The sequence below is a fragment of the Enterovibrio nigricans DSM 22720 genome (genome assembly GCF_900167155.1).
GTDB lineage: Bacteria > Pseudomonadota > Gammaproteobacteria > Enterobacterales > Vibrionaceae > Enterovibrio > Enterovibrio nigricans.
In genome coordinates, this window is sequence record NZ_FUXU01000056.1 from 12,823 (window position 1) to 30,244 (window position 17,422).

At 49.4% G+C, this 17,422-nt stretch carries 13 protein-coding genes; 9 read left to right on the forward strand and 4 right to left on the reverse strand.

From position 1 onward, the window contains the following. The first annotated feature begins 53 nt into the window (after positions 1-53). From B5D35_RS16790 to B5D35_RS16815, 6 genes are all read left to right on the forward strand, one after another. Positions 54-1,361: an anaerobic C4-dicarboxylate transporter gene (locus B5D35_RS16790; protein WP_078753689.1), complete on the forward strand. Its 1,308-nt coding sequence runs from the start codon at positions 54-56 to the stop codon at positions 1,359-1,361. Positions 1,362-1,499: 138 nt separating this feature from the next. Then, positions 1,500-3,338 (forward strand): protein-disulfide reductase DsbD, encoded by a 1,839-nt coding sequence (locus B5D35_RS16795; protein ID WP_078753690.1) that lies wholly within the window; start codon positions 1,500-1,502, stop codon positions 3,336-3,338. A gap of 135 nt (positions 3,339-3,473) precedes the next feature. Next, positions 3,474-4,112, forward strand: a complete 639-nt coding sequence (locus tag B5D35_RS16800) for a response regulator transcription factor (protein WP_078753691.1) — start codon at positions 3,474-3,476, stop codon at positions 4,110-4,112. Between the two features lie 342 nt (positions 4,113-4,454). Further along, complete coding sequence (locus B5D35_RS16805) at positions 4,455-4,721, forward strand: DUF4212 domain-containing protein (RefSeq protein WP_078753692.1); 267 nt, start codon at positions 4,455-4,457, stop codon at positions 4,719-4,721. Between the two features lie 12 nt (positions 4,722-4,733). Further along, positions 4,734-6,461, forward strand: coding sequence for a sodium:solute symporter family protein (locus B5D35_RS16810; RefSeq protein ID WP_078753693.1), 1,728 nt, complete (start codon positions 4,734-4,736; stop codon positions 6,459-6,461). Positions 6,462-6,588: 127 nt separating this feature from the next. Then, positions 6,589-7,086 carry a hypothetical protein gene (locus B5D35_RS16815; protein WP_078753694.1) on the forward strand — a complete coding sequence of 166 codons (498 nt, stop codon included), beginning with the start codon at positions 6,589-6,591 and terminating at the stop codon, positions 7,084-7,086. A gap of 20 nt (positions 7,087-7,106) precedes the next feature. Here B5D35_RS16815 and B5D35_RS16820 read toward each other — a convergent pair whose 3' ends face one another. From B5D35_RS16820 to B5D35_RS16830, 3 genes are all read right to left on the reverse strand, one after another. Beyond that, positions 7,107-7,319: a hypothetical protein gene (locus B5D35_RS16820; protein WP_078753695.1), complete on the reverse strand. Its 213-nt coding sequence runs from the start codon at positions 7,317-7,319 to the stop codon at positions 7,107-7,109. A 7-nt stretch (positions 7,320-7,326) separates the two neighbouring features. Next, positions 7,327-10,773 (reverse strand): hybrid sensor histidine kinase/response regulator, encoded by a 3,447-nt coding sequence (locus B5D35_RS16825; RefSeq protein ID WP_078753696.1) that lies wholly within the window; start codon positions 10,771-10,773, stop codon positions 7,327-7,329. A gap of 112 nt (positions 10,774-10,885) precedes the next feature. After that, positions 10,886-12,082: a 3-phenylpropionate MFS transporter gene (locus B5D35_RS16830; RefSeq protein ID WP_244556640.1), complete on the reverse strand. Its 1,197-nt coding sequence runs from the start codon at positions 12,080-12,082 to the stop codon at positions 10,886-10,888. A 204-nt stretch (positions 12,083-12,286) separates the two neighbouring features. Between B5D35_RS16830 and B5D35_RS16835 the strand changes: the two genes are divergently transcribed. The 3 genes from B5D35_RS16835 (at position 12,287) to acs (ending at position 16,894) form a co-directional block, all read left to right on the forward strand. Then, positions 12,287-14,089, forward strand: coding sequence for a DUF294 nucleotidyltransferase-like domain-containing protein (locus tag B5D35_RS16835; protein ID WP_078753698.1), 1,803 nt, complete (start codon positions 12,287-12,289; stop codon positions 14,087-14,089). Position 14,090: 1 nt separating this feature from the next. After that, a complete protein-coding gene (locus B5D35_RS16840) occupies positions 14,091-14,714 on the forward strand; it encodes a 3'-5' exonuclease (protein WP_078753699.1) in 624 nt (207 codons plus the stop codon). Between the two features lie 230 nt (positions 14,715-14,944). Next, positions 14,945-16,894, forward strand: a complete 1,950-nt coding sequence (acs, locus tag B5D35_RS16845) for an acetate--CoA ligase (RefSeq protein WP_078753700.1) — start codon at positions 14,945-14,947, stop codon at positions 16,892-16,894. 282 nt (positions 16,895-17,176) lie between these two features. On the opposite strand, the gene B5D35_RS24585 is transcribed toward acs, so the two are convergent. After that, positions 17,177-17,422, reverse strand: a 246-nt coding sequence (locus tag B5D35_RS24585) for a hypothetical protein (RefSeq protein WP_212567549.1), incomplete at its 5' end; no start/stop codon positions are given.

A 17,422-nucleotide genomic window follows, 5' to 3' on the forward strand; every position in this document is an offset into this window, starting at 1 on the left:
AAGATAGTGGCTCCGTTTGTTTTTTACTTTTATAGCTTTAACAGGAGTATTCCATGATTGCATTGGAGTTGTTCGTCGTACTCGCCTTTATTTTTATTGGCGCACGTATCGGCGGTATCGGTATTGGTCTTGCGGGCGGAGCAGGCGTCATCGTCCTTTCGCTATTTTTAGGCATGCCCACCAGCCAAACCTACATCCCCATCGACGTCATCCTGATCATCATGTCAGTGATCACCGCTATTGCAGCAATGCAGGTTGCTGGTGGTCTCGATTGGCTGGTAGAAAAAGCAGAAAACTTTCTCCGTAAGAACCCAAAACACATCACGTTTTACGCCCCTATCGTAACCTACCTGATGACCTTGATGGCCGGAACAGGCCACACAGCATTTTCCACGCTTCCCGTGATTGCTGAAGTTGCCAAAGAGCAAGGGATTCGTCCATCACGCCCTTTGTCTATCGCTGTTGTCGCATCACAAATTGCGATTACTGCTTCTCCAATTTCTGCCGCCGTGGTTTTCTTTTCAGGTGTCCTTGATCCAATGGGCGTGGATTACCTGACCTTATTGGCGATCTGCATTCCAACCACGTTCATTGCATGTATGGCTGGTGCTTTTGTTGCGAATTTCATGGGCTGTGAACTGAAAGATGATCCCGTCTATCAAGAGCGTTTAGCGAAAGGGCTTATCAAACTTCAAGGCGAAACTAAGCGAGAGATCGCGCCAACAGCCAAAAAAGCGACCTTCATATTTCTGGCGGCGATCATCTTGGTTGTCGCCTATGCTGCCGCTATCTCGGACTCTACCGGTTTGATTGATAACCCGACGCTTGGCCGTAACGAAGCCATCATGACCTTTATGCTGGCGGCGGCAACCTTGATCGTAGGTTTGACTGGCATCGATGCGTCAAAGATCCCGTCGGCACCAACCTTCCGCTCAGGCATGACCGCGTGTGTCTGTGTACTGGGTGTCGCATGGCTGGGTTCAACCTTCGTCAATGGTCACGTTGAAGGCATCAAAGACGTAGCAGGTTCACTGCTTCAGGACTACCCATGGATGTTGGCGCTGGTGTTGTTTTTCGCGTCCATGCTGTTGTATTCACAAGGTGCAACCACGGTTGCTCTCATGCCCGCAGCCCTTGCTATTGGGGTAGCACCATTGACGGCGATCGCCTCGTTTGCAGCCGTCAGCGCACTGTTTGTGTTACCCACTTACCCAACCTTGCTGGCTGCGGTTGAAATGGATGACACCGGTTCAACGCGTATCGGCAATTTGGTCTTCAATCACCCGTTCTTTGTGCCAGGTGTCGTGACTATCACGACAGCCGTTGCGTTAGGTTTTGTGGTTGGTGGTCTCGTCTTGTAATCTCAGTTACCCCATCTTACAACGCGAGCCCTTTTCTTTTTCTGCTTTTTTGTATTCTTCGGGAAACGATTTCGGGCTACTCCGGTCTCAATGATATAGTTCCGTTAACGCTTTGTATAAACCAATTTGAAGAAGGCTATGTCGACAATAGGCACACGATTATTCGCGATTTTTGCGCTGGCACTGTGTAGTGCTCTCCCTGCGAAAGCTGAGTTTTCGCTGTTCAATAGCTCCGCATCTCAGGTAGGAAATGCCCCCGCATTCGTGCCTGTTGATCAGGCTTTTCCCTTTAACTTCACGCAGCAAGGCAACAGGGTGTACCTAGACTGGCAGGTCTTACCTGGGTACTACCTTTATCAAGACAAAATCAACGTCGCCCCAAGTGCAGATGCTCAAGTCGGGGCACTGGAGATGCGTCATGGCCAGCCTTATCACGACGAATTCTTTGGTGAAGTCTCCATCTACAAACAGCCTCTGACCGTCACGGTTCCTTTACTGAAATCGACAGACAACGCCTCGCTTACCGTGACTTATCAAGGCTGCGCCGAAGCTGGATTCTGCTACCCACCAGAGTCAATCACAGTACCGTTATACGCAATCTCTGGCGCAGCATCTGATTCTGGAGAGGCGCCAAACAAAGCAACACCTGCAGCCGCCAATGAACAACGCCAAGCCGCGTCAATCACTACAAGCAAATCAACACAGACAGACAATCGCTCACAAACAGAGGTAGGCAGCCTGAGCGAAAATTGGTGGCAACCTCTGCTGTTTTTGGGTCTCGGCATTGGCCTTGCTTTCACCCCTTGTGTGTTGCCCATGTACCCCATCCTGACCGGGATTGTGTTGGGTGGCGGCAAGAAAACCCACGGCCAGACGTTTCGGCTCTCATTGCTTTACGTGCAAGGTATGGCGCTCACCTATACCTTGTTGGGTTTGGTGGTCGCATCCGCGGGGCTTCAATTTCAGGCCGCGTTCCAACATCCATATGTACTGATCGGGTTGAGCGGGCTGTTTGTACTGCTCGCAATGTCGATGTTTGGCGTGTTTAGCCTGCAATTACCTGCCAGCCTTCAAACCAAACTGAGTGAAATGAGTAACCAGCAAAAAGGCGGCAGTAACCTTGGTGTTTTCGCCATGGGTGCCATCTCCGGTTTAATCTGTTCTCCGTGTACAACCGCCCCCCTTTCAGGTGCATTACTGTACGTTGCACAAAGTGGCGACCTGCTGACAGGAGCTGTCACGCTTTACGCACTCGCTGTGGGAATGGGCATTCCGCTGATCTTGGCGGCCATGTTCGGAAACAAGCTTTTGCCAAAAGCAGGGGCCTGGATGGATCGCGTGAAAACCTTCTTTGGTTTAATTCTGCTGGCCGCGCCTATCTTCCTGCTCGAACGTCTGCTTCCAGAAACAATCAGTGTTTGGCTATGGGCAGCGTGGATGCTGGTATCTCTCGGCTGGCTGTATCATATCAGCCGTACACTCCAGCCAGGCAAACTTGCCAGTGCTTTGGGCATCATCGCGATACTGGGCTTGAGCGGAGGCGCGGTTTATAGCTATAACGCCCTGTTTACCACCAGCGCGAAAGCAGAGGTGCCCTCGGTAGACTTCATCAAGATATCAACAATCGACGAATTAAACCGCGAGCTAGCCGCCGCAAAAGAAGCGGGAAAGCCCGTCATGCTAGATTTCTACGCGGACTGGTGTGTGGCATGTAAAGAGTTTGAAAAATATACCTTCCACAATGCAAACGTCGCCCCAGAGCTACAAAGGTTCGTATTACTTCAAGCAGATGTCACGGCAAACCGCCCTCAAGACATCAAGCTTCTCATGTCACTCAACGTGCTGGGGCTTCCAACGTTGGACTTTTGGGATGCCAACGGCGAGCCACTTCCAGCAGCAAGGCTGACCGGTTTTATGAAAGCCAACCCATTCCTCAAGCATCTTGAACAAAATCAGTTGATTAAATCTGAAGGCTAATTGCAAACAAACTTGATCCCCCCGACATTGCCCACAAATGGCGGGGGATCAAGCTCTTACTTCCCGCTTATGCAAATTGATCAATCCACCGCTGAGTGTTAGCGTTTTTGTTAAAGAGGTATTAACGAATTCGCTATGGACGCTCACTACACCATTGTCATCGCTGATGATCATCCGTTGTTTCGCAATGCACTGTTTCAATCCGTGCATATGGCGATTAGTGGTGCCAATCTGTTAGAAGCTGACTCTCTCGACAGCCTCAAAGCGCTGCTTGAGAAAGAAGCTGATATCGATCTCCTGTTGCTGGATTTAAAAATGCCCGGCGCTAACGGTATGTCCGGTCTAGTCCAACTTCGCGCGCAATACCCTGAACTGCCTATTGTGGTTGTGTCTGCCAGTGAAGAAGCATCTGTCGTTCGCCAAGTCAAAAATAATGGCGCGGTTGGCTTTATACCCAAATCTAGTGATATGCGTGAGCTTGTGAACTCTCTCAATACAATCCTTGAAGGCGAACCTTGTTTCCCTGCAGACATCGATTTCAGCGAAGCCAGTGAAGAAGAAACCTTGCTAGAAAAAATCGCGTCGTTGACCCCACAACAACACAAAGTGTTAAACATGCTGTCTGACGGCCTCCTTAACAAGCAAATTGCTTATGAATTAGCAGTATCAGAAGCCACCATCAAAGCGCATATGACGGCTATTTTCAGAAAGTTAGGCGTGAAAAACCGAACTCAGGCGGTAATCTTGCTGCAGCAGATCGATTCAAATTCATAAAAATCGTTTTTATTCTTCTCTAGATAACCCCACCGAACGATGCACCACTAATCCTAAAAATACACTGTCTTACCTGTTTTGAATGACGCATTGCACTCGTTGCAAAAAATCTCTTGCACTCTATCGTCGTGCGCTTTTCACCTTAGCCTAAAGGTTATTAGACCTTTGGCTAACTTAACATTCCATTAACAGCCCAATTAATTGTATACCGTCACATAAAACACTGAGTTGGCAGCATTTATACTAAAACCCCAATCGACTAAAGTTGCAGTGTTTCCTTGACGTAAGACTGCTACTGTCAGAGCGTAACAATCCGTTAACGTGTCTGATAAGAAGATGGCAATGGCGTTCGAAACAAAGGAACAGTCACAGGCCTACTGGAACAAAAACCTCAAATTAATGGTCATCCTGATGTCTATTTGGTTTGTCGTATCTTTCGGTTGTGGAATCCTGTTTGTAGACGCTCTGAATACCATTCAGATCGGTGGCTACAAACTTGGTTTTTGGTTTGCCCAGCAAGGCTCAATTTACGTCTTCCTCGGCATTATTTTCGTTTACGCGCGTCAAATGCGAAAGCTTGACCGCGAATTTGGCGTAGACGACGAATAAGGGGAAAGGAAGATGGATCTTAAAACGATTACCTACCTCGTCGTAGGCTTTACATTCGTCCTGTATATCGGTATCGCTATCTGGGCACGAGCAGGATCAACCAAGGAATTCTATGTCGCAGGCGGTGGTGTGCACCCTATCGCTAACGGCATGGCGACCGCTGCCGACTGGATGTCTGCAGCATCTTTCATCTCAATGGCTGGTCTTATTGCCTTCATGGGATACGGCGGCTCCGTATTCCTGATGGGTTGGACTGGTGGCTATGTTTTATTGGCTCTGCTACTTGCACCTTATCTGCGTAAATTTGGTAAATTCACCGTACCAGAGTTCGTTGGTGAGCGCTTCTACTCCAATACTGCCCGTGTTGTAGCTGTAATATGTCTGATCATCGCTTCTATTACCTACGTTATCGGTCAGATGAAAGGGGTGGGTGTTGCCTTTGGTCGCTTCCTCGAAGTGGACTACGACACTGGCCTTTATATTGGTATGACGATCGTATTCTTATACGCCGTAATGGGTGGTATGAAAGGGATCACGTATACCCAGATCGCACAGTACTGTGTACTAATCTTGGCATACACTATCCCAGCGGTATTTATCTCTCTGCAACTGACGGGTAACCCTCTGCCACAGCTTGGCCTTGGCGGGACCATGACAGGCACAGACCAATACTTGCTCGATCGGCTTGATCAGGTGGTGACAGAGCTTGGCTTTACCGAGTACACGACATCAGTACGTGGCGACACACTCAACATGTTTGTGTACACCATGTCTTTGATGATCGGTACTGCGGGTCTTCCTCACGTTATCATCCGTTTCTTCACCGTACCCAAAGTGCGTGATGCGCGTACATCCGCGGGTTGGGCACTGTTCTTTATTGCGATTTTGTACACCACAGCACCCGCTGTTGCTGCAATGGCTCGCTTGAACCTTATGGATACCGTTAATCCTGCCTCAGGCCAGAATCTCGCTTACGATGAACGTCCTGACTGGTTCAAGAACTGGGAAAAAACCGGCCTACTTGGCTTTGATGACAAGAACAACGACGGAAAAATCCAGTACACATCAGACTCTGCGACGAACGAACTGAAAGTTGACCGCGATATCATGGTTCTTGCGAACCCTGAAATTGCGAAACTGCCAAATTGGGTCATCGCGCTGGTTGCTGCTGGGGGGCTTGCAGCCGCACTCTCGACAGCCGCAGGTCTACTATTGGCGATATCCTCTGCGGTATCTCATGATTTGCTCAAAGGGGTATTACGTCCAAGCATTTCTGAGAAGAACGAGTTACTTGCCAGCCGGATAGCGATGGCAGTCGCGATAGGTCTTGCTGGTTATCTCGGCCTCAATCCACCCGGGTTCGCCGCAGGAACGGTGGCTCTCGCCTTCGGCTTGGCTGCATCCTCCATCTTCCCAGCGCTCATGATGGGTATCTTCTCGAAGACCATCAATAAGGAAGGTGCAATCGCCGGTATGATTGCTGGTATCAGTGTTACCTTGTTCTATGTGTTCCAACACAAAGGCATCCTGTTTGTTGCAGATTGGAAATTCCTGCAAGATTGGGGTAGCAACTGGTTCTTCGGTATTGAGCCAAATGCCTTTGGCGCAATCGGTGCCTTGTTCAACTTTGGTGTTGCTTACCTGGTTTCTCGTGTAACCGAAGAAACGCCACAAGAAGTGAAAGACTTGGTTGAGCACGTACGTGTACCTACAGGTGCAGGTGACGCTCAGTCGCACTAATAAGATGTTGGCTTTGCTAAGCGTCACGTAACCGCTAAAAAGCCCCGCCACGGGGCTTTTTTTATCTCTCAGCTAGGGTATTGTTTAGCTGTAAGCCCAAGGATGGAAGCGTACTACGCCTATAATTATGTTTAAAAACAAGCATGTGATTTTAGCGATGATCGTAGCGCCAATATTGGCCATCATCGCGTATTTTGGAATCGACCTTGCGGTCAGTGAAAAACCATTAGCAGCCAAAGAAGGAGAGACCTACAAACTCGCCGCGCGTTCAAATTGTCGTTACACCAGCGGACTATGTGCAATGGTAAATGGTGATTTCAAAATCGAGCTGCGCTCAGAAACTCTGACAGAGAACGCTGTTATCCTCAAATTGACGTCGGATTTCCCACTTGAAGGCGCAAAGATCAGTCTGATGCAAAACCAAGAACAGGCGGGATCTCCCATCAATATGGAAAAAAACAACGCGTCAGGTAAGGAATGGATGGTCGATCTGCCCGCACCAACAACAGAAGAAAGTAGACTCCAGCTTGTGGTGAAATCTCAAGGGACACTGTACTACGGTGAAGCACCAACCACGTTTGTGGAATACAAAACTTTCTTTACCGAAGAGCAGCAAAGTCAGTAAAGCACCAATCCTGTTTTTCTTTACACGAGATAGAGTTTGGCAGCTTTGAGCACCGCTGCCACTCTTGTCTCATGCTCTTGTTCGGTCAACCAAAAACTGACATCCATCCAACCATCCGTACCCATCATGGCCAGCTCCGTAAACTGTATGTCTGCGGTTAGTGGATCCCACAAACCTTCCGCTCGAATCAACCCAGCCTCTGTGTCTAATCGTGGTATCGAAAAAGCTTCCATGATCAATTTACCCCTGCTGAAGCAACGCCCTTAGTTTTATAGGTTTAACCGGTTTAGCGATGTAACTAAATCCTCGCTCTCGGATCATAAGTCGAGTTTCAGGCGTTCGGTCGGCTGTAATAATCGCGCCGATAAAATCATCACCCAGCAACTCTCGACACCGCTGTAAAATATCTAACCCGGTTAATGACGGCGCCAAATGATAATCACTGAGTATGACAGTAGGACGCCAACCACGCTCAAGCAAACCTACAACTTGTTCCATGTCTTCCGCCACCTCGACCTGACAACCCCAGCGCGTCAAGAGGCTTTCCATCCCAGTCAGGATGTCCTTTTCATTATCCACACAAAGCACATGCACCCCAGCCAAAGGTTCGGCATTTTTTATCGACGCTTCATCTTCAACGCGCGTGTCTCCTTGTAGAGGCATGACCGTTGCTCGGTGAGCGGTGATGGAAAATATCGTCCCTTCCTCTGGCCAAGATCGCAACCCCAGCGGTTGTGTCAAAATGCGACTGATCCCTCGGGCAATCGCAAGCCCAAGTCCAAGCCCCAGTTCTGCGCCTTTGCGATCTATGCGGGTAAATTCATTGAAAATGTCCTGTTGGCGATCTTCTGGAATTCCCGGGCCATTATCCCAGACTTCAATTCGGCATTTGTTGCCCTTTCTGCGTGCCCCGAGTAGTACACGCCCTTTCGGGTTGTAACGAAAGGCATTAGTGAGGAAATTCTGCAGAACCCTGCGAAGCAGTCGTTTGTCGGAACGAATACGAATGCCCGTCGGCTGAACACGAAAGTCCACTCCTTGTTCCTTGGCTATCATGCCAAATTCCGCTGCAAGTGTTGAAAACACGTCATCCAATGAAAAGTCACTCACTTTCGCTTTCATTTTCCCCGACTCTAGGCGAGAGATATCGAGCAAATCACCGATCAAATCTTCCGCCGCCCCTAATGCACTTTCAATGTGCGAGGACATTTTCTGCACGTCTTTATCTTGCGCCATTTCATTAAGAGAAGACGCAAATAAACGCGCGGCATTCATTGGCTGCATCAAATCGTGACTGACCGCAGCCAGTAATCGACTTTTTGATTGCGACGCTTGTTCAGCCTTGGCCGTGGCGGAGAATAATCGTCGATTCAGTGTTTCAAGCTCTTGGGTACGTTCAATAACACGGGCCTCCAAGGTTTCATTGGATTGCTTTAAGGCTTCTTCTGCATCACGAAACGCGGTGATGTCGGTAAAACTCATAACGAATCCGCCGCCTGGCATCGGGTTACCCTGCACTTCAATCACTCGCCCATCGGGGTGAACACGCGACGATGTGTGCGGCGAACCTTGCCTTAAAAAAGACACGCGTTTTTCTATGTGCACATCGATATCGCCCGGCCCACATAGTCCGCGCTCCGCGTTGTAGCGCACCACATCGGCAATCGGACGCCCCACTTGGATCAGATCGGGCGGAAACTTAAAGAGTTCCACATAGCGCTGGTTCCACGCCACCAGCCGAAGCTGTTTATCAACCACCGAGATACCCTGACTGATATGCTCAATTGCACCTTGTAACAAGCCACGGCTGAAATCGAACAGCTCCGAAGCTTCATCCACAATGGTGGCAATTTCTTCCAACTGCATGTTTCGCCCTTGCAGGGCTGACGTCAAAACCAGTTTGGCGGAAGAGGCACCAAATACGCCTGCCAGCACACGCTCGGTATGGCGGATCAAGGCGGCACTGGCTTGTTGCTGCGGCAGTAGAACTTCGCCGCGTTGTTCGGCAAACATACGAAAGGTTTGTCGCATGCGGGTACGCCCGACAAAACGGGCAGCCAACATTTCAAGCTCCGCCACCGTTACCCGACTTTGGTAGAGGCTAGAATCATCTCCTTCAGGCAAAGGCGTACCAACAAAACTTGCAGCTTGTAAACGCTCACTCAAGGATGGTCGTGTTGCCATTGAGACCACCACAAAACACGCTGTGTTGACCATTAAGCTCAATGCCATCCCCCAATCCACCGCACTGAGTGAGCGGAAGAAAGGCACATCGGGGGGCGTTAGGATCCACAGCATCAAGTTGCTGCTGGCATCGCCTGCAAGCATGCCTGTTTGCATCATCAGCGTCATCAGCCAAACAACAAACCCCGAGAACAAACCTGCATAAACCCCTTTCTTATTCGCCTGTCGCCAATAAATGCCCGCAACTAAGGGCGGAGCAAACTGCGCAATAGCTGCGAATGACAGAAAACCGATGGCGGACAGTGAAGGCACTTCGAGTATGAGCTGATAGAAACCCCACGCGGCAATCAACAAGAGGAAAATCAGCGCACGACGCACATTGAGCAGTAAACCAGAGAATTGGGTGAAATTACGGTTGGAAATACGCATACGACGCAGAAGCTGCGGCAAAACCAAATCGTTAGAAACCATGATGGCAAGGGCGATGGTAGACACAATCACCATGCCACTTGCTGCTGAAGCACCGCCTAAAAATGCAAATAGCGCGATCCCTTCACTGCCCATCGCTAAGGGCAATTGGATCACATGGGTATCGGCTGACGCCCCCGGCAAAAACACTTGTCCGGCGTATGCCAAAGGCAAAACAAACATCCCCATCAGGAGTAGATAAATGGGAAACACCCAACGTGCCGTATGCAAATCCTGCGCACGGGCGTTTTCCACCACCATGGTATGAAACTGGCGTGGCAAACAAATGATTGCCGCCATTGTCAGTATGGTGTGTACGAAAAGCGAGCCCCACTGTGGCGGGCCAACCACATTGGCTTCCTTCAGCGAGGGCAATGGCACGGGCGCATTCCAAAGTAGTGACACCGCAAAAATACCAACGACCAAAAACGCCACCAGCTTGACGATAGACTCAAAGGCTACCGCCATCATCATGCCTCTATGGTGCTCGGTCGAATCAATGTGCCGCGTGCCAAACAAGACAGTAAACATGGCAAGCGACACACACACTAACCAAGCTATCTGTCCCTGATTCAGTCCCGCTTCTTTGCCAATGTTAGGGGCAATCACATCCAGCCCCATGGTGATACCACGAAGCTGTAATGCGATATAAGGCAGAATACCGAGCACAGCGATGATGGTTACCATCACAGCTAACCCTTGCGACTTTCCATATCGCGCCGCAATAAAGTCAGCAATGGAGGTAATGTGTTCGCGTTTCGCGATGAGAATGATACGGGCGAGAAATCGCCAGCCAATGGTGAAAACAAGAATGGGTGCGAGGTAGATGGGTAAAAAGGACCAGGGTTGACTCGACGCCTGTCCTACCGTGCCGAAAAACGTCCAGGACGTACAATAGACGGCTATCGACAGGCTATAGATCCAAGGTCGCCAACCACTAAGCCATCGTGGGCGATTATCCCCATACCAAGCGATGAGAAACAGAACGCCCAGATACGCCAGTGCCACCGGCACCACTATCCATCCTACCGACATAAGTCCTTCCCTGACATGCACCTAACGCGAGGTACGTTGACGTTTCAAATGCTTGTTTACCACGTCACTCAAATGACAACAACGCCACGCCCTCGCGTCGTGATGGATCTCTCTACTCCCTTTGCGCTGTTTCCTCAGATTTCGCACTAACACCCACATTCTGCTCCTGATTCTTCGGCAAAGTCAGAAACAAAGCCGGTATACCGAGTGCAGCCATCACATAGAAAGCATCTCCTTGGAGCCATGAATAAAGCATGCCACTGACCATTGTAAGAATGGCCATTGCTGCCCCCAGCGGGATGGCGTTGTACAGCGCCTGCATTGCCATTAGCTTATCTGACGGTTGATGCTGGATATAGCGCATCGCCGCGATATGAGCGAGACCGAACGTCACACCGTGAAGTGATTGCGCAAACACCAACACACCCACGTCAGTCGACCACCCAGTCAATCCCCAGCGAACAATAACCGCAAGCGCTGCAAGGCGGAACAGTGACTGTACAGCCCAATGACCGAACAAACGGCGACTGAAAGCGAACATGGTCACTTCCACCACCACGCCAATGCTCCATAGGTAACCAACGGTTGAATCTGAAATACCCGATTTAATCCAATGCACCGAGCTAAATGCGTAATACGCGGCATGACTCCCTTGGATTAAAGACACCAATAGCACAAAGGTCAGCACTTCTTTCGATTTAATGACCACAGAGAGTTTCGGGCGCACCGGTTGGCTGGCAGTGTCATTGAGCGGCAATACACTTGGTGATAGCAGCGTCCAGAACCCCGTGGCTAACAACCCGACAGCCGCAAGCACAATAATTGATTGAGGACCGAAATGCTCCGCGACACGTCCTGTCACGGTCGAGCCTAAGACAAACGCCAGCGACCCCCACAAGCGAGTTTTGCCGTAATCGAGCAAGTTACGCTGATTGTAGTGATTCGCTAAAGCATCCGAAATCGGGACAGACGGCCCGATTGAACAGTTAATTAATACCGACAACACCGTCAGCCATAGCAAATCTGGGGTCGCCGCTAAATGTAAAAAACCGAACAGGGCACCGACAAAAGAAATAGCACGAAGGGCGGGCAACAAATGGGTCGGTAAATGAAAGCGCGGTGTTACAGCCAAGTTCATAACAAAACGCGTCATGACACCGGCACCAATAACTATCCCGATATCATCCGCAGACAGCCCCATATAGGCGAGCCAAACCGACCAAAATGGTAAGTAAACACCGTAGGCAAAGAAAAATGTCCCGTAATAAATCGATAACCACGAAAAGGGAGAGGGACGAAACATGTTCAACGGATTGCACCCTAGAAAAACACTGAAAAAGTACCGGCTATTTTGACAGCGAAACGGGCAAACATACAGCACGGTTTACGCCAAAATCACCCTCACTCATGTCCATTTTCATAGACTAAAGTATGCTGGCGCGGCGTAGCGTGCTAAGACACACTGAATGATGACATTGACGTTACTCTGTGTACTTCTGTAAAGGAAATACCTATGCCTGAACCCCTTGACCTCTCCTCGCCACCTTTTGACCGTCTTAACACGCAACAAGCGAAGCTACTGACATCATCTTTAGATGTGGCCTACTTTCGTCGTGGCGATATGATCATCGAAAAAGGCGAAGCGAATGAAGCATTGTTCGTGGTTATTAAAGGTCGAATTCAGGAAAGCCAGCCAGACACTAAAGAAGTGCAAGCACAATACATAAAAGATGATCTATTTGATGCCAACGCACTGATTACAGGGCTTGCGCATCATCGATATCGCGCCGTCGAAGATACCTTGTGTTATGTGCTCCCTAAGCAGGTTTTCATGACGCTCTACCATGAGAACTCCGCATTTTCTGACTATTTCAGTACCAGTTTCAGCCAGCGTAAACGCCTGATGGAAAAAGCGCAGCAACAGCAAAATCTGGCAGAATTCATTCTCACAGAAGTCGACGAAAGCAACATTCAGCCGATTCAGACCATTGCACATCAAACATCCATTCACGACGCGACCCATCTATTGAGAAAACTGCGACAAGACTGCGCCTTGGTTGCACTTGAAAGCGACGATCACCGAATAGGTATCATTACCCGCACGAACCTGTTGCACGCGCTAGTAGAAGATGGCAAATCCTTAGCCGACCCGGTTGGCGATATCGCCACCTCACCAGTGATCAGCGTGGAAATTGGCGAGTACCTTTTCAATGTCATGATCCTGATGACCCGTGACCGTGTAAAACGAGTAAGAGTGACGAAAAACGGTGACACCGTCGGCATGCTCGACATGACGCAGGTCCTTAGTCTTTTTTCTACCCACTCTCACGTACTCACCTTACAGATCAACCGCGCCCATACCATCGAAGAATTGGCCCTTGCCGCCAACAATCAGCAGCAACTGGTCGCGACCCTCACCAACAATGGCATTCACACTCCGTTTGTCATGGAGCTCATCTCTACCATTAATGAGCAGATCATTGAAAAAGCCTTTCAACTGACCATGCCAGACACTTTTCAATCTACATGCTGCTTATTTGTGATGGGCTCTGAAGGGCGCGGCGAGCAGATATTAAAAACTGACCAAGATAATGGCTTAGTGCTTGCTGATGGGGTGCACTGGCCAGACATAGCGCATTACATGAATCGGTTCAGTGAAGTATTGAATCGCTTAGGCTATCCACCTTGCAAAGGGGGGGTTATGGTCAATAACCCTCGCTGGGTCAAGTCTCAAGCTGATTGGAAATCAACCATCAGCTCGCTTTGTAGCATCTCGGACGAACGAAGCCTTATGGATCTTGCCATTATTGCAGACAGCAAAGCAGTGGCCGGAAACAAAGCATTGTTAGCCCCAGTCTTACTGCGCTTGAGGGAGACGCTCACTGGCAACAGGCTCACATTAAATACCTTTGTCCGCCCTTGCCTGGCGTTTCAGGTACCTCTGACCTTGTTTGGTAGCCTAAAAACGGAAAAAGAAGGGTTAGATGTCAAAAAAGGCGGCATTTTTCCCTTAGTTCATGGCGTACGGACGCTTGCACTGGAAAACGGACTAGAAGAAACCAATACCTTTGAGCGACTAATCGCCCTCACCCAATGCAACGCGCTAGATGAAGAGACCGCGAGCAACTTGGCCGAAGCATTAAAACTCTTTGTGAAAACGCGGCTACAACAGCAATTAGACAACGACAGCCATGGCAGTAACCAATTGAATGTCTCCCGCCTCTCACGCAGTGAAAGAGATTTGCTGCGTGATTGCCTGTCTGTCGTGAAAAAGTTTAAAGAGCGTCTTGCCGCGCATTACCAAGTGAGGGATTAATATGAACCCGCTGTCACGCTACTGGTATCGCTACAAATACCGCCAAACCTCCTACGCGCCGCTGTTCAATAAGCCATCCGATGACGAACTTGTTGCGTTGGATTGTGAAACCACGAGCCTCGATCCCGACAAAGCGGAGTTAGTGAGTATTGCTGCAATCAAAATTCGCGGAAACACGCTTGTGACCAGTGAGCCTTTACTTCTGTCGCTACGTGCCCCGACGTCGTTAAATGCACAGTCCATCAAAGTGCACGGTATTCGCCATCAGGATTTGGTCAATGGCATTGAGGAGAAAGACGCCATGCTGCGTCTTATTGATTACATTGGAAATCGCCCCATTGTTGGCTACTACATCCATTACGATAAAACCGTCCTCAGCAGATACACCAAACGACTGCTGGGATTCAAACTGCCTAACGCTGAAATTGAAGTCAGCAATATGTATCGCAAGCGTTTAGAACAAGCTCTGCCAAATGCCTACTATGATTTGAGTATGGAGGCGATAGGACACCACTTGGATTTACCACTGTCTGGACGACATGATGCACTTCAGGATGCCATCAGCGCGGCACTGATATACGTCCGTTTAAAATATGGTGATGTCCCAATTCCCATTTATTACTAAGCAGTCGGCATTAGCTTTCATCTAATTGCGAGCCACACCACGAGAACAGTTGTGTGGGTTCACAATTCTCAGAGAAATCGTAAGTGTCATCCTAAAGTCTAATTGTCGAGAAACCCCAACTGTCCGACCTTATTAGGATGTAATCGGATTACCGTACCCCGTATAAAGTACTGCTATCAGAATAATAGATGTGCTCAAAAGCACAACGCAGGAACACAAGGAGAAAGAGAATGAGTGAGGTTCACCTGCACCCGGTCATGCCGGAAATTGAAGCAAAAGCCCACGTAAACAACGACAACTATCGCGAGATGTACCAACAGTCTGTCGTTAACCCTGAAGGGTTCTGGCGTGAGCACGGCAAGATCGTAGATTGGATCAAACCTTTTACCAAGGTGAAGAACACTTCTTTTGACACCGGCCATGTTGACATCAAATGGTTTGAAGACGGCACATTGAACGTCTCTGTAAACTGTATTGACCGTCATCTGGAGACCAAAGGTGAACAAGTCGCACTGATCTGGGAAGGTGACGACCCGTCTGACGATAAGACACTCACCTATAACGAACTGCACATTGAAGTGTGTAAGTTTGCCAATGCTTTGAAAGGCCAAGGCGTGCGTAAAGGCGACGTTGTATGTCTGTACATGCCCATGGTTATGGAAGCCGCTATCGCAATGCTAGCATGTACCCGCATTGGTGCTGTTCACACTATCGTGTTTGGTGGATTCTCACCCGAAGCGCTGGCGGGCCGTATCGTTGACTCAAACGCTAAGGTCGTTATCACCGCAGACGAGGGTGTACGTGGCGGCCGTGCCGTTCCACTGAAACAAAACGTCGATGCTGCACTAGCTAATCCTTCTGTTTCTTCCGTTGAGAAAGTCGTTGTTTATCAACGCACAGGCAACAATATCGAATGGGTTTCAGGACGTGACGTCTGGTGGCATGAAGCCACCGCGGTTGTGTCTGACAACTGTGAGCCAGAAGAAATGAACGCGGAAGATCCACTGTTTATTCTCTACACCTCTGGTTCTACAGGTACGCCAAAAGGTGTACTTCACACCACGGGTGGATACCTTGTTTACGCGACCATGACGTTCAAGTATGTCTTCGACTATCAAGAAGACGAAGTCTTCTGGTGTACAGCAGACGTCGGTTGGATCACGGGTCACAGCTATTTGATCTACGGACCATTGGCAAACGGCGCAAAGACCATTCTGTTTGAAGGTGTACCAAACTACCCATCCACTGCACGTATGAGTGAGGTAGTCGACAAGCATCAGGTTAACATTCTCTACACCGCACCTACGGCCATTCGTGCACTGATGGCGAAGGGCAATGAAGCGGTAGAAGGCACTCGACGTGATTCACTGCGTGTCATGGGGTCGGTCGGTGAACCAATCAACCCAGAAGCATGGGAGTGGTATTACAAGACGATTGGCGACAGCAAATGTCCAATCGTTGATACCTGGTGGCAAACTGAAACAGGCGGCATTCTGATCACGCCATTGCCAGGAGCGACAGCCCTGAAACCAGGTTCAGCAACCCGTCCGTTCTTTGGAGTGCAACCTGCGCTGGTCGACAACATGGGTAATATCGTCGAAGGCGCAGCGGAAGGTAATCTAGTGATGCTGGATTCTTGGCCTGGCCAAATGCGTACCGTAAATGGCGACCATGAGCGTTTTGAGCAAACCTACTTCTCAACCTTTAAAGGCATGTACTTCACCGGTGACGGTGCACGCCGTGACGAAGACGGTTATTACTGGATCACAGGTCGAGTGGATGACGTACTGAACGTATCCGGCCACCGCATGGGTACAGCGGAAATAGAATCTGCACTGGTGGCGTTTGACAAAATTGCTGAGGCCGCAATCGTGGGCGTTCCTCACGACATCAAAGGTCAGGCTATCTACGCTTATATCACGCTGAATGCAGGTGAAGTACCAAGTGCGGAGCTAACCAAAGAAGTGAAAAATTGGGTACGTAAAGAAATCGGTCCTATCGCGACGCCAGATTTCATTCATTGGACGGATGCGCTGCCTAAGACGCGCTCGGGTAAGATCATGCGTCGTATTCTACGTAAGATTGCAACGGGCGACACAGGAACCTTGGGTGATACGTCAACCCTTGCCGACCCAAGCGTTGTGGATAAACTCATCGCCGAGAAATCGAACGTTGTTTAACCTTCTCGCTTAGACAAAAAAGGCCGCTATGCGGCCTTTTTTATGGCCATCCCTCACCAGCCCCACTGATTAATATGCAATCGCTTTCTTAAAGATTGCACCGAACGGCATCGATAAAGCGAAACATGGGACAGAATTAACATTTCCGCCGCTAAGGTTGACTGTTTTATGAACTCTTCACGGGAACGCTTTGTCATAACACGGTAATGTGTGTGCGACCTGAAGTCGTATGAAGCGCTGTTCACCGCGATAAGAGTGAACCATCTGTATCACCAGATGACCCTAGGATCCTGAATAAAGCAGCGGATCCGACAATGTAACGAAGTCCAGTAAATCATGGGACGGGAATGGAATCGTGAGAGGACGTTCCTCCTGATAACCACAAATCGGGTAAGTGCTAGGGTGTCGGTATGATGAACGTAAGTGAATCCATGTAAGGTGCGTTATACGAGGATCAGCGGAAGTGGTTAATACGCTGTGGCCAAAAGGCACGAGAGTAGGAAAGAGATTGGACAGTACTCTTTCGTG